The sequence below is a fragment of the Thiorhodococcus minor genome, assembly GCF_010820565.1.
GTDB classification, from domain to species: Bacteria; Pseudomonadota; Gammaproteobacteria; order Chromatiales; family Chromatiaceae; genus Thiorhodococcus; species Thiorhodococcus minor.
Window position 1 is genome coordinate 1 of sequence record NZ_JAAIJQ010000046.1, and the last position, 21003, is coordinate 21003.

General features: G+C 64.9%; 24 protein-coding genes and 1 pseudogene. 17 read left to right on the forward strand and 8 right to left on the reverse strand.

What is annotated here, in order from left to right; all coding sequences use genetic code 11:
- A pseudogene (locus G3446_RS15415) lies at nucleotides 1–290 on the forward strand (hypothetical protein); the annotation flags it as partial.
- A 162-nt stretch (nucleotides 291–452) separates the two neighbouring features.
- On the forward strand, nucleotides 453–1079 hold the full coding sequence (locus tag G3446_RS15420; RefSeq protein WP_164453724.1) for an RloB family protein: 627 nt from the start codon (nucleotides 453–455) through the stop codon (nucleotides 1077–1079).
- Nucleotides 1080–1494: 415 nt separating this feature from the next.
- On the opposite strand, the gene G3446_RS15425 is transcribed toward G3446_RS15420, so the two are convergent.
- Nucleotides 1495–1707 (reverse strand): hypothetical protein, encoded by a 213-nt coding sequence (locus G3446_RS15425; RefSeq protein ID WP_164453725.1) that lies wholly within the window; start codon nucleotides 1705–1707, stop codon nucleotides 1495–1497.
- A gap of 240 nt (nucleotides 1708–1947) precedes the next feature.
- On the opposite strand from G3446_RS15425, the gene G3446_RS15430 reads away from it, so the two are divergent.
- Genes G3446_RS15430 through G3446_RS15435 form a run of 3 tightly spaced genes read left to right on the forward strand, consistent with a single transcriptional unit; the run spans nucleotide 1948 to nucleotide 3725 of the window.
- Nucleotides 1948–2805: a GNAT family N-acetyltransferase gene (locus tag G3446_RS15430; RefSeq protein WP_164453726.1), complete on the forward strand. Its 858-nt coding sequence runs from the start codon at nucleotides 1948–1950 to the stop codon at nucleotides 2803–2805.
- Nucleotides 2806–2807: 2 nt separating this feature from the next.
- Complete coding sequence (locus tag G3446_RS28105; protein ID WP_245232532.1) at nucleotides 2808–2975, forward strand: hypothetical protein; 168 nt, start codon at nucleotides 2808–2810, stop codon at nucleotides 2973–2975.
- A 21-nt stretch (nucleotides 2976–2996) separates the two neighbouring features.
- Nucleotides 2997–3725, forward strand: coding sequence for a polysaccharide deacetylase family protein (locus G3446_RS15435; protein WP_245232533.1), 729 nt, complete (start codon nucleotides 2997–2999; stop codon nucleotides 3723–3725).
- Nucleotides 3726–3831: 106 nt separating this feature from the next.
- Here the strand turns inward: G3446_RS15435 and G3446_RS15440 are convergent, their stop codons facing one another.
- Nucleotides 3832–4443 (reverse strand): NUDIX hydrolase, encoded by a 612-nt coding sequence (locus G3446_RS15440; RefSeq protein WP_164453727.1) that lies wholly within the window; start codon nucleotides 4441–4443, stop codon nucleotides 3832–3834.
- 15 nt (nucleotides 4444–4458) lie between these two features.
- Nucleotides 4459–5073 (reverse strand): BMC domain-containing protein, encoded by a 615-nt coding sequence (locus G3446_RS15445; RefSeq protein WP_164453728.1) that lies wholly within the window; start codon nucleotides 5071–5073, stop codon nucleotides 4459–4461.
- Between the two features lie 453 nt (nucleotides 5074–5526).
- Here G3446_RS15445 and G3446_RS15450 point away from each other — a divergent pair, with 453 nt between their 5' ends.
- Nucleotides 5527–5892, forward strand: a complete 366-nt coding sequence (locus tag G3446_RS15450; protein WP_164453729.1) for a CidA/LrgA family protein — start codon at nucleotides 5527–5529, stop codon at nucleotides 5890–5892.
- A gap of 3 nt (nucleotides 5893–5895) precedes the next feature.
- Nucleotides 5896–6627, forward strand: coding sequence for an LrgB family protein (locus G3446_RS15455; RefSeq protein WP_164453730.1), 732 nt, complete (start codon nucleotides 5896–5898; stop codon nucleotides 6625–6627).
- A 54-nt stretch (nucleotides 6628–6681) separates the two neighbouring features.
- Here G3446_RS15455 and gluQRS read toward each other — a convergent pair whose 3' ends face one another.
- On the reverse strand, nucleotides 6682–7662 hold the full coding sequence (gene gluQRS, locus G3446_RS15460) for a tRNA glutamyl-Q(34) synthetase GluQRS (protein ID WP_164453731.1): 981 nt from the start codon (nucleotides 7660–7662) through the stop codon (nucleotides 6682–6684).
- 23 nt (nucleotides 7663–7685) lie between these two features.
- On the reverse strand, nucleotides 7686–8120 hold the full coding sequence (gene dksA / locus G3446_RS15465) for an RNA polymerase-binding protein DksA (protein WP_164453732.1): 435 nt from the start codon (nucleotides 8118–8120) through the stop codon (nucleotides 7686–7688).
- A gap of 214 nt (nucleotides 8121–8334) precedes the next feature.
- On the opposite strand from dksA, the gene G3446_RS15470 reads away from it, so the two are divergent.
- The 5 genes from G3446_RS15470 (at nucleotide 8335) to G3446_RS15490 (ending at nucleotide 13056) form a co-directional block, all read left to right on the forward strand.
- Nucleotides 8335–9126 carry an HAD-IA family hydrolase gene (locus G3446_RS15470; RefSeq protein WP_164453733.1) on the forward strand — a complete coding sequence of 264 codons (792 nt, stop codon included), beginning with the start codon at nucleotides 8335–8337 and terminating at the stop codon, nucleotides 9124–9126.
- Nucleotides 9127–9146: 20 nt separating this feature from the next.
- Entirely contained in the window at nucleotides 9147–10310 is a 1164-nt protein-coding gene (locus G3446_RS15475) for an aminotransferase class I/II-fold pyridoxal phosphate-dependent enzyme (protein ID WP_164453734.1), read from the forward strand.
- Nucleotides 10311–10490: 180 nt separating this feature from the next.
- Nucleotides 10491–11558: a cell division protein ZapE gene (zapE, locus tag G3446_RS15480; RefSeq protein ID WP_245232534.1), complete on the forward strand. Its 1068-nt coding sequence runs from the start codon at nucleotides 10491–10493 to the stop codon at nucleotides 11556–11558.
- Between the two features lie 310 nt (nucleotides 11559–11868).
- A complete protein-coding gene (gene ubiG, locus G3446_RS15485; protein WP_164453736.1) occupies nucleotides 11869–12621 on the forward strand; it encodes a bifunctional 2-polyprenyl-6-hydroxyphenol methylase/3-demethylubiquinol 3-O-methyltransferase UbiG in 753 nt (250 codons plus the stop codon).
- Nucleotides 12622–12873: 252 nt separating this feature from the next.
- Nucleotides 12874–13056 carry a hypothetical protein gene (locus G3446_RS15490; RefSeq protein ID WP_164453737.1) on the forward strand — a complete coding sequence of 61 codons (183 nt, stop codon included), beginning with the start codon at nucleotides 12874–12876 and terminating at the stop codon, nucleotides 13054–13056.
- Between the two features lie 41 nt (nucleotides 13057–13097).
- Here G3446_RS15490 and G3446_RS15495 read toward each other — a convergent pair whose 3' ends face one another.
- The 3 genes from G3446_RS15495 to G3446_RS15505 are packed head-to-tail and all read right to left on the reverse strand — an operon-like array spanning nucleotide 13098 to nucleotide 15406.
- Nucleotides 13098–14573 carry a 2Fe-2S iron-sulfur cluster-binding protein gene (locus tag G3446_RS15495; RefSeq protein ID WP_164453738.1) on the reverse strand — a complete coding sequence of 492 codons (1476 nt, stop codon included), beginning with the start codon at nucleotides 14571–14573 and terminating at the stop codon, nucleotides 13098–13100.
- Between the two features lie 2 nt (nucleotides 14574–14575).
- A complete protein-coding gene (locus G3446_RS15500; RefSeq protein WP_164453739.1) occupies nucleotides 14576–15079 on the reverse strand; it encodes a DUF302 domain-containing protein in 504 nt (167 codons plus the stop codon).
- Nucleotides 15080–15124: 45 nt separating this feature from the next.
- The gene (locus tag G3446_RS15505; RefSeq protein WP_164453740.1) at nucleotides 15125–15406 is read right to left on the reverse strand and encodes a cupin domain-containing protein; all 282 of its coding nucleotides are present in this window, start codon (nucleotides 15404–15406) and stop codon (nucleotides 15125–15127) included.
- Nucleotides 15407–15533: 127 nt separating this feature from the next.
- Between G3446_RS15505 and pncC the strand changes: the two genes are divergently transcribed.
- The 5 genes from pncC to alaS all read left to right on the forward strand — a co-directional run bounded on the left by pncC (nucleotide 15534) and on the right by alaS (nucleotide 20989).
- Nucleotides 15534–16043 (forward strand): nicotinamide-nucleotide amidase, encoded by a 510-nt coding sequence (pncC, locus tag G3446_RS15510; protein WP_164453741.1) that lies wholly within the window; start codon nucleotides 15534–15536, stop codon nucleotides 16041–16043.
- Entirely contained in the window at nucleotides 16036–16557 is a 522-nt protein-coding gene (gene thpR / locus G3446_RS15515) for an RNA 2',3'-cyclic phosphodiesterase (protein WP_164453742.1), read from the forward strand. Before pncC ends, thpR begins: the two co-directional genes overlap by 8 nt.
- Nucleotides 16558–16803: 246 nt before the next feature.
- Nucleotides 16804–17844 carry a recombinase RecA gene (gene recA / locus G3446_RS15520; RefSeq protein WP_164453743.1) on the forward strand — a complete coding sequence of 347 codons (1041 nt, stop codon included), beginning with the start codon at nucleotides 16804–16806 and terminating at the stop codon, nucleotides 17842–17844.
- Nucleotides 17841–18326, forward strand: coding sequence for a regulatory protein RecX (locus G3446_RS15525; RefSeq protein ID WP_342450130.1), 486 nt, complete (start codon nucleotides 17841–17843; stop codon nucleotides 18324–18326). Before recA ends, G3446_RS15525 begins: the two co-directional genes overlap by 4 nt.
- Nucleotides 18327–18382: 56 nt before the next feature.
- On the forward strand, nucleotides 18383–20989 hold the full coding sequence (gene alaS, locus G3446_RS15530) for an alanine--tRNA ligase (protein ID WP_164453744.1): 2607 nt from the start codon (nucleotides 18383–18385) through the stop codon (nucleotides 20987–20989).
- The last annotated feature ends 14 nt before the right edge of the window (nucleotides 20990–21003 follow it).

Consider the following 21003-nt stretch of genomic DNA (forward strand, 5'->3'; position numbering starts at 1 on the left):
AAGAAGGCTGTCGCCGAGCGCAGTCATTTTGGGACAGGGATGTCCCAAAATGTATCACGAGCACGGCGACACTCCGGCGCTTCATCGAGCGGCGCCACCAAAACTCGGCCGTCGAGTCCGCCATCAATGCCCTCGAGGCCCATGGGCTCGACCGCTGCCCCGATCATGGGATCGAGGGCTTCCGCCGCTACGTCGCGCTGGCGCTCGTCGGGTGCAACATCCATCGCCTCGGCGCCATCCTGCTCGCGCAGGAGGCCGACGCGCAGCGCCGGCGCAAGCGCGCCGCCTGAGCACGACGCTTGACGCCGTACGCGGACACCCAGGGGATGGTCTGCTCAGCAGGCGAGCGCTAACGCGAATCGCACGCATTAACGGGATTTTCCCTCACCTTATCGCCTGACATCGAATAGAGCCGACCATGGCACGGCAATGAGCATGGCGAGGAAACAGAATTGAATGGGGTTTTCGTTCAGGCACTAATTGATCTCCGAGACGATCTCGGCCTCAACCCGGCCAACGTCGTCATCACCGGAGACTGCGGCTCCAGTCTAGATTCCGTCGCACTGCACGCGATTCGTCGATTCGAGCAAGAGCCCGATTTCGAACGGGTCTATTGCGTCTTCGACCGCGACCAGCACGAAGACTACAAGAAAGCGTCGGACCGTATTGGTACGAAGACACTACGCAGGCGTAATGGCGATCCGGCGCTGTTCAGGGCCATCACATCCGTTCCCTGTTTCGAGTACTGGCTGCTGCTGCACTCCGGCTACAACACTGCGCCCTTCTACCCGACGCAGTCGCGCTCGCCTTGCGCGCCGGTCATCGCCGCGTTGAAGCAAGCGTCGATACGGGATTATGAGAAGGCGATGCGTGGGGTCTACGAGCGGAGCAAGCCCCGACTGCAACGGGCGATTCAGAACGCGGAAAGGGCGCTGAAGGCCGCGGTAGCTGCGGGCACCGACAATCCCACCACCTGCATGCATGAGAGCGTCATCGAGACCTGCCGCAAGGCTCGGCGGAAGTGCTTTCGTCAACGCTGCCTCGACGGCTTTGTGCAACCCTGCGGTGCCTTCTGCTAGCCGGCTGTTTGCCGGGGTTTCGATGCCTGCGCGAATGCGCTCATCGAAGAGGTTCGCGATCAACTCCTTGTCGGGATCGACGGCATCAAAGCTGAAGCCGACGCCGTCCAGTCGCAGGGCGTGGGCCGCTGGATCGAGCCCTGGGCGGACCATGATCGTGAGTCGCCACGCCAGATCGCCGCTGAGCTCGGCGACAAGAGCCCCTTCTTCGGTTTTGGCTGAAAGGCCGATCGCGTCAACCCTCGCCGTTTGCCCCGCATGCTGATGGTCTGCCCGCCAGGTGCTCGCTGAGGCTGACGGCAACCCTTGAGGCCCCGGACCGATGGCATCGGAGCTAGTCCGTTTCGGCAGGGGTATTGCCGGCAATCGGTACAGTGGTCCGCGCACGTCGCTGCAGGAACCGGCTTCTTTCGATTCAGGCTGGGGGCGGCGCCGGCCATCTCTTTGCGCGCTTCTCCTGCTCAAGTAACGCAGCATCGAGCTTGACGACGCCGATTGCTCTCGCCTCCTCGACGGCTTCCATGTATCCCTCGTGCCGACTGTCCCAGTTGGGGGGCTCTCCCGGTGCCTCGCGGATGAAGAGATCGAAAAAGCCGTGCTGGCCAGGCGTCACGAAGTAGGTCTTCATGCCTCCAATCCTCTTGGATAGAAACCGGCGATACTCCCGCGATGCCTTGAAGCATAGACGCCATGTTGGCCGTTCGCAGTTGAGTCGCTGCCCATTGCCGAGCCGTGGCGACTGGCGGGGCGCGGTGGACGATATCCGCCTGGTGCTGGGCGAAGTTGTCGGCATTGCGCTGCCGGCGGGCTATCCTTGGCTCCAAGGTCGCGCGGCGACTCCCGCCCGCCAACGACGAGGATGACGGCCATGGACCCTGAGCTGACCATTCGTGGCATGACGCGCTCTGAGCTGGATACACTGGTGGATTGGGCGGCCGCGGAGGGCTGGAACCCGGGCGTGAACGACGCCGAGATCTTCTGGGATACGGATCCGGACGGATTCATCGCCGCCGAGCGCGACGGCGAGCTGATTGGCGGTGGCTCCATCGTCGCCTATGGCGGGCGTTGCGGCTTCATGGGCTTCTTCATCGTCCGCCCTGATTGTCGGAGCCGTGGGCTGGGGCGCCAGCTATGGCATGCGCGTCGCGATCGGCTCATCGCGCGTCTGGATGCGCCCGCAGTCATCGGCATGGACGGCGTCTTCGCCATGCAGGACTTCTATGCGCGCGGTGGCTTCGTGCTCAGTCATCGCGACCTGCGCTTCGAAGGCGTGGGATCTCAGGGGGCGCGGGACGAGCGTGTGATCGATCTGTCCGAGGTGCCGTTCGCGGATCTCGCGCGCTACGACGCAGCCCACTTCCCGGCCCCAAGGGAGACCTTCATCAGGGCGTGGATCACCCAGCCCGGCTGCCGCGCCCTGGGTGCCCTGCAGGACGGCCGGCTGCGGGGCTACGGCGTGATTCGCTCCTGTCGACAAGGCTTCAAGATCGGCCCCTTGTTCGCCGCCGACGCGGAGATCGCCGAGGCCCTGTTCGTGAGCCTGGCGGACCACGCGCCTGGTGTGCCGATCTTCCTCGACGCTCCCGAGAACAATCCGGACGCTATGGCGCTCGCCGAGCGTCAGGGGCTGCGCGAGGTCTTCGGCTGTGCCCGGATGTACTATGGCCCGGCGCCGCGGCTTCCCGATCGCGAAATCTTCGGCGTCACGACTTTCGAGCTGGGCTGAGCTTGGATTCCTGGCATCGGCGCGATCTCCGCGGCTACGGGCGCAGCCCGCCCGATCCGCAGTGGCCCGGCGGCGCCAGGCTCGCGCTCCAAGTCGTCCTCAACCTGGAGGAGGGCGCCGAGCGCACGCTGCTGAATGGCGACGACGGCTCGGAGGATTATCTCCCCTAGCTTCCAGGTATCCAGCGCCGTTTGGGCCAACGCCATTACAGCGCCGAGAGCTTCCATGACTATGGCGCTCGGGTCGGCTTCTGGCGCCTGCTGCGCCTGTTCGAGGAGCGCCGTCTCCCGCTCACGGCTTTCGCCGTGGGGCATACCCTGGAGCTCAATCCCGAGGCGGGCGCGGCGCTCGCCGAGCAGGGGCACGAGGTCGCCGGGCACGGCTATCGCTGGATCGACTACCGGGCCGTCGATGCGGCGACGGAGCGGACACACATCGAACGAAGGTGCCGCGTCATCCAGGCCACGACCGGTCAGCGCCCGGTCGGCTGGTACAGCGGTCGCGTCAGTCCCAATACCCGGCGGCTGCTGATCGAGACAGGGGGTTTCCTCTACGACTCGGATGCCTACGATGACGATCAGCCCCATTGGCTGCGCGAGGACGGCGACGCCCACCTCATCATTCCCTACAGTCTCGTCACCAATGACATTCGCTACCTGCTTGCGCCCGGATGTGCGACGGGGGCGGACTTCTTCAGCCTGTTGCGCGATGCCTTCGATATGCTGCTTGCGGAAGGTGAGGAGCGGCCGTCCGTCATGAGCGTCGGGCTGCACGCGCGCATCAGTGGACAGCCGGCCCGGGCGGCGGCGGTCGCGCGCTTCTTGGACTACGCCGGCGGACATGAGGACGTCTGGATCTGTCGGCGCCGCGAGATCGCCGAGCATTGGATTCGGCGTTTCGGGCGGCCGGAGGGTGTCTGACGAAGGCGTCCGGTCAGCAGACAGGTGCGGCTGCTGCGCCGTTGCTCTAAGTGCGCCGTCTATTGCCGAAGGCCATGCCGGCTCGGCGTGAGCCCTTGCGTCAGGCTCAATGCCCGCGCATCTCGGCGGCGCGGACGGCTTTGTCGGAGGCTGCCATGGGTGTCGGCCATGCGCGCAGTCGGCGGGTCTTCTCGACCATGCGATGGGTCGAGCGGTTGTTGTTGAAGCGCGCGACCTGCCGCAGCGGGACCCAAAGCACCTGATGCGATTCGTCGTTGCCAGGGATCACCAGGTCGTCGTCCATTTCGACCAGGAAACGGATGTCGATGTGCTCGTGCTCGGGGCCGCGCGCGCTGGCGGGGATGGTATGGATGTCGACGTCGAAGATGGCGCCGTCGACGAGGCGGATGTGCGACGAGTCGAGTCCGGTCTCCTCGGACGTCTCTCGGAGGGCGACACGCAGGATGTCGGAGTCGCCGTCCGCGTGTCCGCCGGGCTGGAACCACTGGTCGTGCTTGCGGTGGTGAAGCAGCAGGACGCGGTCGCGGCCCGGGCTCACCACCCAGGCGGAGCCCGTCACATGGGCGGGCCAGAGGTCGCAGTTGAAACAGTCTTCGTACGCGATCACGAATTCCCGGGCCCGGGCAATGTAGGCGGCTTCTTCCATGAAGCGGGTCGTGTGTGCGTCGAGCAGGGAAAGGAGCTCTTGGCGGTGCATGATGGCTTGCTCGGATCAGGTTCCGGATGGGTTCTGGACGGCATCGATCGCCGCCGCCGCGGCCTCGTCCACGTCTCCCTCGCGCCCGGCGATGATCAAGCGCCCGAAGGCGCCGACGGCACGTGCGTCGATCAAGGTGATGTTCGCGGCCTTCTCGGCCTGGTTGGCCGCGTAGACGATGTATCCGGCTGGCTCGGTCTCGAGGATGAACATGGTCTGCCCGGGCAGGATCATGGAGCCGCGCCGGTCCTGGCGGTTGATGAGGACGCAATGGTCGGGCGTCATGCCGCGGATGGTCTCCCGCCAGGCGATGCGGCAGGTCTCGCGGTCCGAGAAGGTGGCGCCCATGCGCGACAGGAGGACGCGGCCGGCCTCGCGCACGTCGCTCTGGTCGCGCTGGTGGATCACCAGCGAGCCATAGCTGCGCTCGACCACCTGCTGGGAGAGATGGACGCGCGTCGCCTTGAGCGCGGCGTCGGTGAGGCGATGCACCGCCATGCCGGGCGAGACCTCGGCCCAGAGGCAGGCATCGCCAGGCACTGGCAGGAATCCCTGCGACACGGTCGCCATGTAGGCGGCGAGCTGGGGCTGCAGCGCGTCGATGTAGACGTAGGTTCTTAGCTTGATCATCCTGTCTCGAGGCTCTTGGCGCGGTGAAGGGACTGTGGCGTTGACGGCTTGGCTGCCAGCGCGGCGCTGTCCCGCGAGCCCCAGCCGGCGGCTCCGGGGAGCGACGCGTCGGGCTCGAGGCTGGGCGTCTTTGCATTCGGGGCTTCGGGGGGGGCTGCGATCGGCACGGTCGAGGCGGCTGCTACAGCTCCAGTTTCTCGATATTCTCCCTGGGTGGACGTGGTTGGGGCAAGCGGCCATGTACTCAAGTCTCATGCCATGCAGGCACTGCGAGGCCGCCAGCATGTGACTCCCGAAGACAGTGGCCGCTCGCTGCCGGTAGACTGGGCGTGAGTCAATGCGGCCGCGTGCGCTTGCGATGCAGCGGATCCAGGCGCTTTCTTGGTCTCAAGGGCTACTCGGCATGGCCTCGCAAATGCCCTGGCCGGAACCTGTTTCATCGAGTGTCGATCAATGGCCCTGAAGTTCGTTGCCTTACTCTTGGTTTGTCAGCTCGTCGGCGAGTCGGTCGTCGTTTGGACGGGGCTGCCCGTCCCGGGGCCGGTCGTCGGCATGGCGCTGCTCTTCGTCGGGCTCGCGCTTTACGGCAGGGTACCCGAGGGCCTTGGGCGCGTCGTCGATGGCCTGCTCTCGCACCTGTCGCTGCTCTTCGTGCCCGCCGGCGTTGGGGTGATACTGCACATCGCCATGTTGCGGGAGGAGTGGCTCGCGGTCAGCGTGGCCTTGTTGCTCAGCACCCTGCTGACGATCGTTGTGACGGGCTTGGCCATGACCGCGCTGATCCGATTGGTCGAAAGGCATCAGCATAAGGAGTCGTGAAGCATGGAGCTGGATCTCCCGCTGGGCGATATCTGGGTCTATCTATCGACCAGTCCACTCTTGCACTTGACGCTGACGGTGGTCGCATACCTCGTCGGCGATTGGCTATTCCTGCGCAGCGGGCGCAAGGCGCTGCTCAATCCCGTTCTCTTGGCCATCCTTCTGCTGGTCGGCTTTCTGAGTCTGACCGGGACCAGTTACGAGACCTATTTCGAAGGCGCGCAGTTCATCCACTTCATGCTCGGACCGGCGACCGTGGCACTGGCGATCCCGCTCTATCGGCATCTCGATCTGATTCGCCGCCTGTGGCTTCCCATTCTGGTGTCGATGGTTACGGGTGCGGTCGTTTCGGTGAGCAGCGCGGTCGTTGTTGCCAGCTGGCTGGGGGCCTCGCGGCAGACGCTGATCGCGCTGGCGCCCAAGTCGGTGACGGCGCCCGTGGCCATGGGGATCACCGAGAAGGTCGGCGGGCTGCCGTCACTGACGGCCGCGCTGGTGGTCTTGACCGGGGTGCTCGGTGCCGTGATCGGGCCTGCCGTGCTCGCGCTGGTGCGTGTCCGAGACGATCGCGCGCGCGGCTTGGCGCTGGGTGTGAGCGCGCATGGCATCGGCACGGCCAGGGCCTTTCAGATCAGCGGCCTCGCGGGCGCCTTCTCGGCACTGGCGATGGGGCTGATGGCCCTGGCCTCCGCCTTCGTTCTGCCTGCGGTACTGCGCTGGCTCTTTGCGGGCTGAGCCGGCGAAGGCATTCTTTCCTGGCTGCCCGTTCCTTCGCGGCTGTCCATTCCTTCATGACCGCTCATTGATGCAAGGGCCGTCACTCGCCGACGGTTGTCTCGACCTGCGCGGTTGTCGCTTCGCTTCGGGGTCGAGATGCCGATGAGGCGGGACGCGCTCGATCCGCCAGGTGGCGATGGCCCGCCTCCAGAATTCGGCTGGCGAGCCGACACGTCCCAAGGGTGTCTGGCCAAGGCAGGTCCACGCCTTGCGTAGCGCCGGCAGCGGGTCGGCGGCATCGACGGGCGCGGATGCGAGCGATTTGCTGAGCTTGCGTCCCTGCGCGTCCAGCATGAGTGGAATGTGCGCGTAGCTCGGCTGTGCAACGCCGAGGGCTTGCTGCAGGAGGATCTGACGTGGGGTGGAGAGCAGGAGGTCTGCTCCACGGACCACATGCGTGATGCCTTGCGAGGCGTCGTCGACGACCACGGCGAGCTGGTAGGCGTGGATTCCGTCCGCGCGGCGGAGCACGAAGTCGCCGACACTGTCACGGACCGATTGCGTCTGGTCGCCCTGAATGCGGTCGGTGAAGTGCAACGGGCGCGCGTCTGCCTTCAGGCGCAGGCTGCGCGGCTGACGGTCGGGCGGCAGACCCGCGCGGCAAGTTCCCGGATACACTGGCCCCTCGGGACCCGGCCGCCCATGCCGCGCGATCTCGGCGCGGCTGCAGCCGCAGGGGTAGGTGCGTCCCTGCCGCGTCAGTGAAGCGAGCGCGTCCGCGTAGGCCTGGGTCCGCTCGCGCTGGTAGATGATCGGCTCGTCCCACTCCAATCCGAAAGCCGCGAGGGTTTCCAGGATGTCAGTCGCGGCGCCGGGGACCTCGCGGGGGCGGTCGATGTCCTCCATGCGCACGAGCCAGCGGCCGCCGCAGGCGCGTGCGTCGGCATAGCTCGCCACGGCGGCGAGCATTGAGCCGAAGTGCAGTGGACCTGTGGGAGAGGGGGCGAAGCGCCCCTGATAGACTTGGGTGCGGGCCGTCGAGCGCCCTTCCATCGGTTACCTAGACGGGGAGGGTGCTAGCCGCGCTGCTTCTCGCGGATTTCGTCCAGCGTCTTGCAGTCGATGCAGAGCGTCGCCGTGGGGCGCGCCTCGAGCCTGCGAATGCCGATTTCGACGCCGCAGGCCTCGCAGAAGCCGTATTCGTGCTCGTCGATGCGCGTCAGCGCCTCGTCGATCTTCTTGATGAGCTTGCGCTCGCGATCCCGGGTGCGAAGCTCCAGGCTGAACTCGGACTCCTGGGTGGCACGATCGTTGGGGTCGGGGAAGTTGGTCGCCTCGTCCTGCATGTGGTGCACGGTCCGATCGACCTCTTCCATCAGCGACTTCTTCCATGCAAGCAGGATCTCGCGGAAGTGCTCCTCCTGCTCGGGGCTCATGTACTCCTCGTCGCTCCCAATGTCATAAGGCTCGAACGTGACCGACTCGGTGTCGCGTGCTCTGGCTTCGGCCATTGTTATCTCCCGGAAGACTCAAAAAACGGTGGATGTCCGCAGCTCGAATCCGTATCCCGTGGGTGATCCGTACCGCGAAAACGTGCTTAAGTACCAGATCACAGACCGAGGGGCAACTGTCCGCGGTGTTGCCGGCATGCGGCCGTGTTTCGACTTGGCTACTCTTTGCGCCCCGGTAATCGCTAAACCTGCACGAATAACGTGGAGTCCTCTGATGTACGGATTCAAGGCTTTGATCTTCGACGTGGATGGCACCGTTGCCGATACGGAGCGCGATGGCCACCGTCCGGCCTTCAACGCGGCCTTCGCCGAGGTGGGCCTAGATTGGCACTGGGACGCCAGCCTCTACGGAGAGCTGCTGGCTGTGACCGGAGGGAAGGAGCGGATTCGCTACTTCATGACGCGCGCGGGGATCCAGCTCGATCCAGACAGGGACGCGGATGCCTTTGTCGCGGACCTGCATCGCCGCAAGACCGCGCACTACCTCGCGATGCTGGGTCGAGGCGCCATTCCCCTCAGAGCAGGCGTGATGCGACTCTGGAAGGAGGCGCGCGCGGCCGGGACTCGCCTCGCGATCGCGACGACGACGACGCCGGAGAACGTCGCCGAGCTGTTGGCGCACGCCGGCGAGCCGAATCTGGCCGATTGGTTCGAGGTCATTGCGGCCGGCGATGTCGTGCCGGCGAAGAAGCCTGCGCCGGACATCTATCACTTGGCGCTGGAGCAGCTTGGGCTGGACGCGGCCGACTGCATCGCCTTCGAGGACTCAGATAACGGCGCGCGCGCCGCCTTGGACGCCGGGCTGAAGTCGCTGGTGATCACCACGAACGCCTACACGGCCGGACAGGATTTCGGCGCTGCACCCCTGATCCTCGATCAGCTCGGGGAGCCCGGGAGTCCACCCAAGGTGAAGGTCGGCGAGCTCGGGGGAAGCGACTGTGTCGATTTGCAGGTCCTCGAGCGACTGCATCTTAGGGTGAGGGCGGCCAGCGGGGCATCGGCGTGACAGCCCCCCGGGCTTCCGCGATGACGGAGCGCGCGCGACGCGTCCAGCCCTTTCATGTGATGCGCCTTCTGGGCCGGGCGCGTGAGCTGGAGGCGCAGGGGCGCTCGATCGTGCACTTGGAGATCGGCGAGCCGGATTTCCCGACGCCCGAGCCGATCGTCGAGGCTGGCCGCGCGGCACTGGCGGCAGGGCAGACTCACTACACGGGGGCGGCCGGACTGCCGTCCTTGCGGCAAGCGATCGCGGGCTACTATGGCCAGCGCTACCGGCTGGATCTGGCGCCAGGGCGCGTTCTGGTGACGCCTGGCGCGTCCGGGGCCTTGCAGCTCGTCTTCTCCACGTTACTGGAGGCCGGCGATCGGGTCGTCTTGGGGGACCCCTCCTACCCCTGTTATCGCCAGGTCCTGAGCCTCATGGGCTGCGAGTGCGTCGCCGTTCCCCTGACTCCCGAGACCGGCTATCGCCTGACGTCGGAGCAGGTCCGTGCCGCCTGGGTGCCTGGGATCAAGGCGGTCGTCGTCGCGTCGCCGGCGAATCCGACGGGCGCGGTGATGGGCCTGGACGAGCTCGTGGCGCTGCATGACCTTTGCCGCTCCAAGGGGGCTGCGCTGATCGTCGACGAGATCTACCAGGGACTCACCTATGACGTCCCTGATGAGACCGCCCTGGCTCTGGGCGATCGGGATCTCTACGTCATCAACAGCTTCTCGAAATACTTCGGCATGACGGGCTGGCGTCTGGGCTGGGTCGCGGGGCCGGAGGATGCCATCGAGGTGATGGAGCGTCTCGCCCAGAACCTCTTCATTGCCGCCAATACGCCCGCGCAGCATGCGGCCTTGGCGGCTTTCGGCGCGGATACCATGGCCATCCTGGAGGCGCGCCGCCAGCGCTTTCGAGAACGGCGCGACCGTCTCTTTCCTGCGCTCGCGGCGCTTGGCTTCCAGCTGTCGCAGCCGCCGAGCGGCGCCTTCTATCTCTATGCTGGACTGCCCGCAGGGCTGGGCATGGATGCCATGGCGCTGGCGACGCGGCTCTTGGAGGAGGCGGGTGTCGCGGTGACACCTGGTCAGGACTTTGGTGACTATGGCGCAACGGAGCATGTGCGCTTTGCGTACACGCGCGATGTCCAGGAGCTGGATGAGGCGGTGCGACGGATCGCCGACGATCTCGCGCGTCTTCGGTGATTGGCGGGGCTGGTCCTTGGGACTCGGGTGCCGGATATTTCGCTGGAAGATTGCTTTCGTCAATAATCTGGCGTTTGTCTCCGCTGTTGAGTTAATGCTATCAATGGGCGCTTATCCATGAGGGCGCTGCACGTCGGTGAGCTGCGTCCTGTCTGCCAATTTCGATCGAAGAAGACGCCCTTGCAAGCATTCAAACCCCTAGATCCCGCGCAGCGTGAAGCGAGCGAAGCCCTGCTCGCGCTGCATCAGGAGCTGCTCGCCACCAAGGCCGATCCGCCCGCTCGCGGACTCTGGAGCCAGATGAGGAGCAAGATTACGGGTCCATCTCGCCCCATTCCTGGCGTTTATCTTTGGGGAGGGGTCGGGCGCGGCAAGACCTATCTCATGGATTGGTTCGTCAACGACCTGAAGCTCCCCGGCAAGCGGCGCGTGCATTTCCATCACTTCATGCGGGAGATCCACGGGGTGATGTCCGGGCTTCCCAAGCAGCCGGATCCATTGGAGGTCGTCGCCGACAGGCTGCGCGCGGAAGTCCGGGTGCTGTGCTTGGACGAGTTTCTGGTAACGGATATCACTGATGCCATGCTGCTGCATGGGCTGCTGCGAGCCCTCTTCTTGCGCGGAACGACCCTGGTCACGACGGCGAACACGCCGCCGGATGAGCTCTACCGCAATGGCCTGCAGCGCCAATCTTTTTTGCCTGCCATCGATCTGCTCAAGCAGCACACGCGCATTATGGAGCTCGACGGCGGTACCGACTACAGGTTGCGCGCCTTGAGCCGAGAAGGCGTGCTCTTCGATGCGACGGCGGACGGTGAGCGCCATCTGGCGGACTATTTCCAGCGCCTGACCGGGGGGCACCAGCTGCCGGAACGGGAGATCCAGGTGAACGGCCGTTCCCTTCCGGTTCGCGGACTCGGCATGGATATCATCTGGCTGGACTTCGCGACCCTCTGCGGAACACCGCGCTCGGCGGCGGATTACATCGAGCTCGCGAAGGAGTACCACAGCATCCTGGTCTCCGGGGTGCCGGCGCTCGGGCCTCGCCACGAAGCCGCGGCACGCCGCTTCCTGCACCTGGTGGACGAGCTCTATGATCAGCGCGTCAAGCTGGTGCTCTCGGCGGAAGCGCCGATCGACGGGCTCTATCTCGGGGGGCTCCAGGAGTTCGCGCACGAGCGCCTGCTGAGCCGGCTCGTAGAGATGCAATCCACGGAGTATTTGGCCGCGGCCGTCCCTGAAGGTTGAATTCCACCCTTAGTGACTGTCCAGGAACTACTCCCCGATTTGGTCGGTGCCGTCTGCCCACAAGGCGGGAAGTAGAATCCGGACGTCGCCTTAGCTTTGGCGGCCGCGGCTCCCACATGATGGCTGGCAAGCCTTTGCCAGTGCTCGGGTCGCGCCCATATAGAAGCCATTTGCGCTTAGTGACTCGGTCATCTCAGGCTCGCCGGGCAAGGCCCAGGCGCAGCTTGGCTGGGCTGATCAGTCCTTCGTCGCTGTGCTGCCGCGTCATCGCCGCGTTTTCCATCGCTAATGGATTCAGAAGGAGGAGCTTGTGTCCGCCGTGCATTTGACTGCATCGAGCATCGATCCGGAAGAGGTCGCCTACTTCGAGCGCCTCGCCCATCGTTGGTGGGATACCGAAGGCCCTTTTTGGCCGCTGCACAAACTGAACGCCTTTCGCGTTGACTATATCCGCGAGCACCTCGCGGCCGTATTGGGGCGCGATGCCGACACCGATCGTCCCTTCGAGGGCGTCAGGGTGCTCGACATCGGGTGCGGAGGCGGCATTCTGAGCGAATCCATGGCGCGTCTGGGTGCCGAGGTCACTGGCATCGAGATCACCGACAAGAACGTCAAGGTCGCGCAGATACACGCGCAGTGGAGCGAGCTAGAGATTGCCTATCGACTTGCCTCCGTGGATCAGCTCGTCGGCGAAGGCGCGACTTTCGACGTCGTGCTCAACATGGAAGTGATCGAGCATGTGGAGCACCTTCCTGATTTTCTGGCTGATTGCCGGCAATTGGTGCGGCCTGGTGGCGTCATGTTCATCGCGAGCATCAACCGCACCCTGGCGGCCTGGCTGGTTGCCATCGTCGGGGCAGAGTATGTGCTGCGCTGGCTCCCGCGCGGCACCCATCACTACCGCAAGCTGGCTCCGCCGGATGAGGTGAAAAGGCTGCTTGGCGGCGACCTCAGGCTTGTCGACGAGACCGGCGTGCGTGTCAATCCGTTGAATCGCAAATTCAGTCTCACTCGCTGGCAGGGTGTGAATTACATGCTGCTGATGCAGCGTGAGGCTGGTTAGAAGGCCCTTGGCAAGATGCCGTCCGGGGGCGATAGCGTAATTCTACCTAGTTGATTCAATGCGTGCGCGGTCATAATCTTATGGGATGGCGAGGCCGTAACATTGCCGCGCACTTGGCGTCCTGTTCTTCACAGCGCGTCGCGCTCATGTGCTCGCCCTGGTTGTGACTGTCGTCACTATCGCTCAGCTCAAGGCATCGCCCGTTAGGGCGATATAGGAAGAGCGGGCGTTCTTTTCTCGGAGCCAAATGAGATGGACAAAAAACAACAAGATCTGGAGCGCTGGGTCGCTTCCATGGTACGTGGTGATTTGGGCTATACCTATATCCGGCTGTACGCTGATGCGCCAAGCTGGGTGCGCAATGTTGCAGTCAACCGGTTCGGCAAAGGCACAGTCTTCTTGCCGGCAGAGCACACGCGACCCCGCGCAGCCTAGCGCAAGCTCGCCGGGGAAGCCCGGCAGCCGCTGACGTAGGATCAGCCTGCCGTTCTCTCCGTTGCGATACGCTGCCGAGGAGCACCCAAGTCCACGAGCAGCTCGGCAAGCGTCTCAACCTCCGCCGAAGGTCCCGCCAGATAGAAGCGCATCGACGCCACCTCGTCGAGGTCGGCTTGGATGAGCGCGATTGCATCTTCCGGTCTTCCGCTCGCGAGCGGCGTGAAACTGAAGTTGTCCAGCGCGTCCTTCAGGGCCCGCCCCCAGTGTGCCTGATGATGTCCTTCCGGGTGCTGTGTGTCCCAGTAGAGGTGGAAGGACTCGATGAGGTCGATCGAGACGGCGTGCTCGATCAGGCTCTTGATGGGTGCAATTCCGTCGCCATAGGCGACGAAGACGGCGGGCTCGGGCGCGTCCTCGCGGAGCACGAAATCCCCTCGCGGCCCCTCGACGCAGACGAGCTGGCCCTGCCGTAGGTGCTGAAAGACCGCTTGGGCAAATGCCTCGTTGCTGCGTCGGACGAGGAACCAGAGGTGGCGTCCGTTACAGGGACAGCTGGCGATCGGCAGCTCTTGCGATACGCCGTCCTCCAGCGTGAGCAGCGCCCGCTGCCCCGCCATGAAGCGCAATGTCTCGGTCCGAGGCGTCTGGACGTTGAGCATCATCACTTCCGGTGAGACGCGCTCGAGCTTGCGCAGGCTGGCGCGAATCCGTTGTTGCGGCAGATCCTCGACCGAGAGGGCCTCGGCGGCCTCGATCACGAGATCGGTCACCGCCGTGTGCGAGCAGGTCAGGATGTAGCCCATGGCCTTTTCGCGCTCGCTGATCACATAGTCGTGGTCGCGGATCTTCCAGGTCTCGCCATTGACGACCCTGGCCTTGCAATTGCCACAGTTGCCGCTCGAGCAGCCGTAGCTGAGCTTGAGCCCCGCGCGCACCGAGGCGTCGAGGATGGTTTCGTTGCCCTCGACGAAGAAGTCGTGTCCGCTTGGGATGAGCTTGACGTTGGCGGCCATGATGCGAAGGAAGGTGTCTCTTGCGTAGAGCTGCGACTGCGCGCTCACGGAGGTGTCCGCTTCGAGCCCTGCGCGCGCCTCATGCAGCCAGTCCCGGATGCCGGCGACGAGCGGTGAGAGGCTGTCGTCACTGGCGTGGGCGAGGGCGTCGAGGCGCTCGCCGACCTGGTCCAGTAGGCCTTTGTGATCCTCGAGGTGCGACATTTGGCTGGCAAGCGTCTGACTCAAGCCATGCAGGCGCGACATCAGCACTTGCGGGTCCGGCAGGGCGGTTTCGCCCGCGGTGGTGCTCAGTTTGGGCTGTGCGTCCGCCTTGATGCGCTCGACGCGCTGGAGGGCGTCGTCATCCTGCAGGCTGACGCTCGGGTAGAGTCGCAGCAGGTCGTTGACGGCGACCGAGCCCTCGAATGTTGCCACCTCGCCACGACGAATCCGGGCCTGCAGCTCGGCGCGGGTGATGCCGGCGAGGCGCGCGGCACGCGAAAGGCTCAGGTAGCGCATGGCTAGAGCTCTCCGTTGGCGCCCGCGGTCATGATCTCCATCATGGTGTCGCGCACCTTGATCGCGAGCGTTTTCAGCTCGGGATCGAGGTCGGCCATCTGGATGACCTTGTCGAGATCCAGCGTGACCAGCCAGGGCTTGCCTTCCTCGTCCTCGATCAGGGTGATCCGGCAGGGCAGATAGGCCGAGAAGTCGATGTTCTCGGAGATCATCTGCGCCGCGATGCGTGCGTCGCAGAACTGGAAGATCTCGATGCGCTTGGTCTCGACGCCCATGGACTCCAGCTCTTTGTAGAGCGGCAGGCGCGCGACCATCTTGAAGTTGAGCACATTGGCGCGCAGCAGCATGGAATCCACGGCGTCGTCCATGGAGATGTCTTCCGCCAGGGGCATCTTGACTACGGTATAGGCGATGCTCATGCCCTCGGCGCGGACGAGGCTCGTCACGATCAGCATGGGCAGCAGTGCCAGGACGGGAAGCCAAAATGTCTTTTTCGGTGATCTCATCCTTTCTCCTCGCTCTCGGTCATTGGTCGTGAATCGAAGGGGCTGTCAGTCGAAGGTGTAATGCTTCTCCACGGGCTCGATGACCTCCCAGGTGCAGGATAGGCCCGCCGGAAAGGTGATGAGGTCTCCCCGGGCGAAGCTTTGGGGCTCGCCACCCTCGGGCGTGACCTTGAACTTGCCGCGAAGAACGTAGCAGGTCTCGGTCTGATCGTACTTCCAGGGGAAGGTCGATGGCTCCTTCTTCCAGATCGGCCAATGCTCGACGCCCATGACGTCCAGCTTGGCGGGGGACGGCTTATGCTCGCAACGGATCTCCAGATCGCTCATTGGCGGTAATACTCCTCATTAGAAAACGCTCAGCTCGCTATTCTGCGGGTGCGGGCCGGCCTTTTCCACGCATGCCTTTTCCTCGCATGGGATTGTCTGTGGGTATCGCTTGGGCGACACTCGGGCCATGATCGATGACGGCACCATCACAGAGCTACCCGCGTTGGCGGCAGCGGTCGGTGAGCGACTCCTTTCCCTCGGGATGATGCTGGCCACGGCCGAGTCCTGCACGGGCGGGTGGGCCGCCAAGTCCCTGACCGATATCGCCGGCAGCAGCGCCTGGCTGGAGCGTGGCTTCGTGACCTACAGCAACGCCGCCAAGGTCGAGATGCTGGGGGTTTCCGCCGCGAGCCTGGATACGCATGGTGCGGTTAGCGAGGCGGTGGCCCTGGAAATGGTGCGCGGCGCGCTGCGGCACAGTCGCGCCCAGGTGGCCCTCTCCATCACTGGGATCGCTGGTCCCGGTGGAGGGGGCGCGGAAAAACCGGTCGGCACCGTTTGGCTGGCATGGGGGCGCGAGGGCGCGGAGTCGATCGCACGTCGCGAGCACTTCGCGGGAGATCGGGAGCAGGTGCGCGCCCAATCCGTGCGCGCGGCGCTCGAAGGCGTCTTGAGGCTGCTGGCGGAGCATGGCTGAGCGGTGGTTTCTGGCGCTCTGGCCCGATGCGCGGACGCGCGACGCACTCGTGTGCCAGACCGCGGGGGCGCTGCCAGAGGCGGCGAGGCCGACGCATCCGGCCGATCTCCATCTGACGCTGGTCTTTCTTGGCGAGCTGGATGCCGGTCGCGTCGCTTGCGTCGAGGCGGTCGCTGAAGCCGTTTCCGCGCCCGCGTTCGAGCTGGAGATCGATCGCCTCGGTCACTTCACGCGATCGCGCGTGCTCTGGTGCGGGCCTTCGTGTACCCCGGAGGTCGCCCAGACACTGATCGGCTCGCTCCAATCGGGCCTGGAGGGCTGCGGCATCGCGCCCGAGCGGCGCTCCTTTCGACCGCATCTGACGTTGGCGCGGAAGGTCTCGCGCTACCAGGGGCACGCCTTGCCGGAGGTCGTCATCTGGCCGGTGCGCGAGCTTGTCCTCGCCTTTGGCGTGAGTGGGAGCAGGCCCAGATATCGCGCCCATCGGCGCTGGCGGTTATCTGTGGCGAGCTGAGCTGTCGCCATCGACCGAGCGCGCGCTCGCCGTCGTGCGCCGTGCCGCAGGATCTGCCGCGCAATGGCGAAGCCCTTGCATGCTCCCGTTTCGCCGGGTGCCGGCAATGACGTAGCGGAAAGAGCTATGCCATAATCGCCCGCTTATCAAGAGGGCTGTCCAGGACCTCATCCGTTTCCCGGCAGATCCTGCCTCGTTCGAGAGGGCGGGCCGATGCCGGGGCAATGACGCATACGTGGAGACCGGATGGACGAGAATCGTAAGAAGGCCTTAGCCGCCGCGCTCGGTCAGATCGAGAAGCAATTCGGCAAGGGATCCGTCATGCGGATGGGCGATGTCGGCGCCGTGCGCAATATCGAAGCTATCTCGACCGGCTCCCTCGGTCTCGATCTCGCGCTCGGTATCGGCGGCGTGCCGCGTGGCCGCGTGATCGAGATCTACGGCCCCGAGTCGTCGGGCAAGACCACCCTGACGCTGCACATCGTCGCCGAGGCGCAGAAGCTCGGCGGCACCACGGCCTTCATCGACGCGGAGCACGCCCTGGACCCGGTCTATGCCGAGAAGCTCGGCGTCAACATGAACGACCTCCTGGTCTCGCAGCCGGATACCGGCGAGCAGGCGTTGGAGATCACCGACATGCTGGTGCGCTCAGGTGCCGTGGATGTCGTCGTGGTCGACTCGGTTGCTGCACTCACGCCCAAGGCGGAGATCGAAGGCGAGATGGGCGACTCCCACGTCGGGCTGCAGGCGCGTCTCATGTCGCAGGCGCTGCGTAAACTGACGGGGAATATCAAGCGATCCAACTGCTGCGTCATCTTCATCAACCAGATTCGCATGAAGATCGGCGTCATGTTCGGCTCGCCCGAGACCACGACCGGGGGCAACGCACTGAAGTTCTACGCCTCCGTGCGTTTGGACATCCGTCGCACCGGGAGCATCAAGAAGGGCGATGAGGTCATCGGCAACGAGACCAAGGTCAAGGTGGTCAAGAACAAGGTGGCCCCGCCGTTCCGGCAGACCGAGTTCGACATCCTCTACGGCCAGGGCATTTCGCGCGAGGGCGAGATCATCGACCTGGGCGTGGCCAACGGCTTCGTCGAGAAATCCGGTGCCTGGTACAGCTATGACGGCAACCGCATCGGTCAAGGCAAGGACAACGTGCGCAACTTCCTCTGCGAGCACCCGGAGATCGCGCAGGACATTGAGGCCAAGATCCGCGACAAGCTGCTGCCGAAGGCAGCGGCCGACACGCCTGCCGAGGCCGTCGAGGCGCCGGCCGGGGATTGACACTGACCCCCGGTTGCCCTGAGAGTGCGCGGCCCGATGATGCCGCCGCCGATATCGAGCGGCTTGCGCTCAAGCTCTTGGCTAGGCGTGAGCACTCCCGTCTGGAACTGGTGCGCAAGCTGCGGGCGCGCGGTTACCAGCGCGGCGATGTCGATTCCGTGCTCGATCGTCTAGAGCGCGAGGGCGCGCTCGACGCCAGTCGCTTCGTCGAGCATTACGCCGCCGAGCGCGCCGCAAAGGGCTTCGGGCCCTTGCGGCTTCGAGCCGAGCTGCGCGAGAAGGGGCTTGCCGAGGATCTGATCGACCGCCAGTTAAGCGACATGCAGGATGTCTGGTCCGACGCGCTCGCAAAGGCCCATGAGCGTCGCTTTCGCGGCTCTGTGCCAGCGGACCGGTCGGCGCTCGCCAAGCAGGCGCGCTTCCTCGAGCAGCGCGGCTTCCCGACCGAGTCCATCCTGCGTTTCCTGCGCTTCGATGACTGAGCTAATTCAATGACCGACCGGACCCCGGCCGCTAGCGGTCCATTCGAGAAATTCCAATGACCACCAGTGCAGAGCTTCGAGAGAGCTTCCTCGAGTATTTCGAGCAACGCGGGCATGAGCGAGTTGCCTCCAGCCCCCTGATTCCTGCGAACGATCCCACCCTCTTGTTCACCAACGCGGGCATGGTCCAGTTCAAGGAGGTGTTCTTGGGGCGTGAGCGGCGCGGCTACAACCGCGCGGTCAGCTCGCAGCGCTGCGTCCGGGCCGGCGGCAAGCACAACGACCTGGAGAACGTCGGCTACACCGCGCGGCATCACACCTTCTTCGAGATGCTGGGCAATTTCAGCTTCGGCGACTATTTCAAGCGCGAGGCGATTCAGTTCGCCTGGGACTACCTGACCGGCGTGCTCAAGCTGCCGCCGGAGCGGCTGTGGGTGACCGTCTTTACGGACGATCAGGAGGCGGCCGATATCTGGTTGAATGAGCTGAAGGTCGATCCCCAGCGCTTCTCGCGCTGTGGGGCCAAGGACAACTTCTGGTCGATGGGCGATACCGGCCCTTGCGGCCCTTGCTCCGAGATCTTCTACGATCACGGCCCCGAGATTCCGGGCGGTCCGCCCGGCTCGCCGGATGAGGACGGGGATCGCTATGTCGAGATCTGGAACCTGGTGTTCATGCAGTACAACCGGAATGCCGAGGGCAAATTGACCCCGCTGCCGCATCCCTCGGTGGATACCGGCATGGGGCTGGAGCGCCTCGCGGCCGTGATGCAAGGGGTGCACAGCAACTACGACATCGACCTCTTCCGCAACTTGATTGCGGCCGCAGCCGAGGTGACCGGCTGCAGCGACTTGAGCGACAAGTCCCTGAGGGTTATCGCGGACCATATCCGCGCGACGGCCTTCCTCATCGTCGACGGGGTGACGCCCGGCAACGAGGGACGTGGCTACGTCCTGCGTCGCATCATGCGCCGCGCCATTCGTCATGGCTATCGCCTGGGCTGCTCCGAGCCTTTCTTCCATCGGCTGGTCGCGTCACTGGTCGCCGAAATGGGTGCAGCCTACCCGGAGCTGCCGGTAAGTCGAGCGCATGTCGAACGGGTCATCAGGCTCGAGGAAGAGCGTTTTGCGGAGACCCTCGATCATGGCATGCGTATTCTCGACGAGGCGATCGCCGGGCTGTCCGACGGCGTCATTCCCGGCGAGACCGTCTTCAAGCTCTATGATACCTACGGCTTCCCGACGGACCTGACCGCGGATATCGCGCGCGAGCGCGGCCTGGCGCTGGATATCAAGGGCTTCGATTCCGCCATGGCCGAGCAAAAGGAGCGCGCACGTGCGGCCAGCCAGTTCGGGGCGACGCAGTCGTTGGAGATCCAGATCCAGGGCGAGACCGATTTCTGTGGCTATGATCGGCTCCAAGAGGAGGCGACCGTCGTCGCGATCTACAAGGACGGGGAATCCTGCGACCTGCTCGAGGCGGGCGAGGAAGGGCTCGTCATTCTCGACGTCAGTCCCTTCTATGGCGAGTCGGGCGGTCAGGTCGGCGATTGCGGCTGGCTGACGACCGAGACGGCGCGATTCGAAGTGGTGGATACGCAGAAAAAAGGCGACGGCGTGCTGGTCCATGTCGGGCAGGTCAGCGAGGGTCAGCTCGCGGTCGGTGATCGCGTCGACGCGTGTGTGGATGCCGACCGACGCAGTGCGACCGCCCTGAATCACTCGGCCACCCACCTGCTCCACGCGGCCTTGCGCGAAGTGCTGGGAGATCACGTTCAGCAAAAGGGATCCTTGGTGGAGGCGGACCGCCTGCGCTTCGACTTCTCGCACTTCGAGCCGGTCTCGCGCGAGCAGCTTCTGGTGATCGAGCGGCTCGTCAACCAGGAGATCCGGGCCAATCACATGGTCGAGACGCGCATCATGAGCCTGAGCGATGCCAAGGCGTCCGGGGCCATGGCGCTGTTCGGCGAGAAGTACGCCGACCAAGTGCGTGTGCTGCGGATGGGCGACTTCTCCACCGAGCTCTGCGGCGGCACCCACGTCAAGGCGGTCGGCGACATCGGCCTGTTCAAGATCCTCTCCGAGACGGGCATTGCCGCCGGCGTGCGGCGTATCGAGGGCGTGACGGGCGCAACGGCGCTGGATTGGGTCGAAGCGGACGAAGACCGCCTCTTGGGTCTTGCCGGCATGCTCAAGGGCAGCCGCGAGGACGTCGAGGAGCGTGTCGCGCAGCTGATGGACAAGGCGCGCCGGCTCGAGAAGGACCTGGAGCAGCTCAAGGCCAAGCTGGCAAGCTCGGCCGGTCAGGATTTGGCCGCGCAGGCCGTCGAGGTCGAGGGGATCAGGGTGCTCTCGGCCCGTCTAGACGGTGCGGATCCCAAGAGCCTGCGTACAACCATGGATCAGCTCAAAGACAAGCTCGGTAGCGCGGTCGTCGTTCTGGCGACCGAGTCGGACGGCAAGGTCAGCCTGGTCGCCGGCGTCACCAAGGACCTCACCGATCGCGTCAAGGCGGGCGATCTCATTCGCGAGGTCGCGCAGAAGGTTGGCGGCAAGGGTGGTGGCCGACCCGACATGGCGCAGGCCGGCGGCAGCGATCCGGCGGGTATTCCAGCCGCATTGGAGCTCGTCTCCGGCTGGGTCGCGGGGCGTTTGAGCGCCTGATCTGGCGTGCAGCG

Bases quoted from the DNA above. Each gene is read 5' to 3' on its own strand.
- pncC (WP_164453741.1), top strand. From the start codon at position 15,534: ATGATCGATGACGGCACCATCACAGAGCTACCCGCGTTGGCGGCAGCG.
- G3446_RS15430 (WP_164453726.1), top strand. From the start codon at position 1,948: ATGGACCCTGAGCTGACCATTCGTGGCATGACGCGCTCTGAGCTGGAT.
- gluQRS (WP_164453731.1), bottom strand. From the start codon at position 7,662: ATGGAAGGGCGCTCGACGGCCCGCACCCAAGTCTATCAGGGGCGCTTC.
- G3446_RS15440 (WP_164453727.1), bottom strand. From the start codon at position 4,443: ATGCACCGCCAAGAGCTCCTTTCCCTGCTCGACGCACACACGACCCGC.
- G3446_RS15425 (WP_164453725.1), bottom strand. From the start codon at position 1,707: ATGAAGACCTACTTCGTGACGCCTGGCCAGCACGGCTTTTTCGATCTC.
- G3446_RS15445 (WP_164453728.1), bottom strand. From the start codon at position 5,073: ATGATCAAGCTAAGAACCTACGTCTACATCGACGCGCTGCAGCCCCAG.
- G3446_RS15475 (WP_164453734.1), top strand. From the start codon at position 9,147: ATGACGGAGCGCGCGCGACGCGTCCAGCCCTTTCATGTGATGCGCCTT.
- G3446_RS15505 (WP_164453740.1), bottom strand. From the start codon at position 15,406: ATGAGCGATCTGGAGATCCGTTGCGAGCATAAGCCGTCCCCCGCCAAG.
- dksA (WP_164453732.1), bottom strand. From the start codon at position 8,120: ATGGCCGAAGCCAGAGCACGCGACACCGAGTCGGTCACGTTCGAGCCT.
- G3446_RS15455 (WP_164453730.1), top strand. From the start codon at position 5,896: ATGGAGCTGGATCTCCCGCTGGGCGATATCTGGGTCTATCTATCGACC.
- alaS (WP_164453744.1), top strand. From the start codon at position 18,383: ATGACCACCAGTGCAGAGCTTCGAGAGAGCTTCCTCGAGTATTTCGAG.
- G3446_RS15470 (WP_164453733.1), top strand. From the start codon at position 8,335: ATGTACGGATTCAAGGCTTTGATCTTCGACGTGGATGGCACCGTTGCC.
- thpR (WP_164453742.1), top strand. From the start codon at position 16,036: ATGGCTGAGCGGTGGTTTCTGGCGCTCTGGCCCGATGCGCGGACGCGC.
- G3446_RS15500 (WP_164453739.1), bottom strand. From the start codon at position 15,079: ATGAGATCACCGAAAAAGACATTTTGGCTTCCCGTCCTGGCACTGCTG.
- recA (WP_164453743.1), top strand. From the start codon at position 16,804: ATGGACGAGAATCGTAAGAAGGCCTTAGCCGCCGCGCTCGGTCAGATC.
- G3446_RS15495 (WP_164453738.1), bottom strand. From the start codon at position 14,573: ATGCGCTACCTGAGCCTTTCGCGTGCCGCGCGCCTCGCCGGCATCACC.
- G3446_RS15450 (WP_164453729.1), top strand. From the start codon at position 5,527: ATGGCCCTGAAGTTCGTTGCCTTACTCTTGGTTTGTCAGCTCGTCGGC.
- G3446_RS15490 (WP_164453737.1), top strand. From the start codon at position 12,874: ATGGACAAAAAACAACAAGATCTGGAGCGCTGGGTCGCTTCCATGGTA.